The 1,956-nt window shown below is 56.2% G+C and carries 2 protein-coding genes; one reads left to right on the top strand and one right to left on the bottom strand.

Features of this window, described 5'->3' with window-relative positions:
- A partial coding sequence (locus tag VFE46_09350) for a hypothetical protein (GenBank protein ID HZZ28197.1) occupies positions 1-1,124 on the top strand: 1,124 nt, incomplete at its 5' end.
- 70 nt (positions 1,125-1,194) lie between these two features.
- Here VFE46_09350 and ccsA read toward each other — a convergent pair.
- A partial coding sequence (gene ccsA, locus VFE46_09345; GenBank protein ID HZZ28196.1) for a cytochrome c biogenesis protein CcsA occupies positions 1,195-1,956 on the bottom strand: 762 nt, incomplete at its 5' end.

Raw genomic sequence — 1,956 nt, 5'->3', positions numbered from 1 at the left:
GCTACACGTTGCTGGAGGGCGTCGAATTAGTCGATCCGGAAAGCGGCCAGACCGTGGCTTCTTCGCGGCTGGTGGAAATCAGCAATGACTCGCTGGGTGAAACGATTTTTGCCTCGCAGCCAGAAATTGACGCTACGGCCGCTTCGCACCTAAAAACTTTAATCGACGGCTGGATACAACGTCCGATTGATCCGCACGAATCAGGTTTGCGATTAGCCGCTGGCGAATTGACGCTGTGCTGGCCTGGCGGTGCGCAAACTTTTGTCGATTGCAGTGCCGAGCTTCGGTCAACATCGGAAGGTAATGCCGCTGAGGCGACGTTGCATTTGGCCAATTCCGATGCAGCACAGCCGATTCGGTTAGAATGGCGGCGATCGAATGTCTCAGGTCAGCTTGAAAACAGCTTGAAAATTCAAGCGAATAGCGCGCCGCTACCGCTGGCACTCATTGCGGCGTTTGCGGAGCGAGAAAATCATTTGGGCTCGCACAGTACGCTTGAAGGCATACTAAACGCAATGGAAACGCCCGACGGGTGGCAAGCGGAATTGACCGGACTGATGGAAAACATCGATCTGCACTCCACGGTAAGCGAGCAATTTCCGCATCAGTTAAACGGAAATGGAAAATTAGTCATCAAGCATGCCGTGATTCATGCCGGGAGGCTGGAAGAGGCCGAAGGAACTGTTCATGCCGGCCCGGGCATCGTGAGTTCATCGCTACTGTCAGCGGCCGCGGCAATTTTGGGTTTGGCACGTAGTGGATCGCAGAATTCTGTCAACGGATTGACGGACAACCGAAGTCCGAGCAATACAATTGCCTACGAAGAATTCGCTGCAGATTTCCTGTTGAACAACGGCGGACTTTCGATCCATGGCCGGTGCAGCGGGACACAGAATGGGATTGTGATGCGCAGCCGCGACGAAATTCTTTTGGCCGATTCCAACCGCGGACCGGCGCCGGTGGTGGCGCTGGTGAAAATGCTGGTGCCGGACAGTCGGGTGCAAGTGCCGGCAACACGGCAGACCGATTGGTTGCTGAATCTTTTGCCGGTGCCCGACATTGTGCCAGGCGATCCGCAGGCCGTGCCGCAAGCGAGATTGCGCGGCGGGAAAGGTTTGCATTAGAGGCTGCGTTAGAACTTGGAAGCCGGGTCAAATACGTATCTCGAGGCTCAGCAAGAGCTTCGTCCTCCAGTTAGACCATTGCTGCCGGCGAAGTGCGATTACTCAGCCAAAAGCGCTGGGGGAATAGTCCGATGCCAATGATCACAAGTTGACTCAAACAGAAAAGGCCCAAAGCCACGAGCACGCCTTCGGTGAATCCGTAGGAGTGCAATCCTACGCCCAATTGGTTGACGCCGAAGTGTGACCAACTGGCGAAAATATTGCCACCAATGGCCAGCACTGCCAGCCCGCGATCTTTCACCATGCCGTCCCAGCGAGCATGCAGCACCAGGGCGTTCCAGAGCACGATGATGAGGGCGGCATTTTCTTTGGGATCCCATCCCCAAAAACGACCCCAGGAATCGTCAGCCCACAATCCGCCCAGTACCGTGCCGACGAAACTGAAGAACATGCCAAAACAAACGGTGCCATAAATCATGCGGGCTAAGTCTTTTCCTTCGGCCGCACTGAGCGACGGCGTGAAGACGCCGCGAATCACGTAGATCAGGCCCAACAAGCCGGCGACGTACGTGGCGGTGTAACCGGTAACGACGCAGGTGACGTGGGTGGCCAGCCAGAATTGCGTATCGAGGACCGCTTGCATGACGCCGATGGTGTCGCCGCCGCTACTGGTTTCCAAGAGCAGCGAAAGTTTATCGGCGACCAATAGCGAAGCGAAGCCGGCGACCGACGCCAGCACGTTGCCATAGCCCAGGCGGTAGACCGATTCCAAAATTAAACCGGCCAGCACTGCGGCCCAGCCAATGTAAATCGCCGTGGCGTACAAGTTGGT

The sequence above is a fragment of the Pirellulales bacterium genome (genome assembly GCA_035656635.1).
Taxonomy (GTDB): domain Bacteria; phylum Planctomycetota; class Planctomycetia; order Pirellulales; family JADZDJ01; genus DATJYL01.
This window is presented reverse-complemented; position numbering and strand designations above follow the sequence as displayed.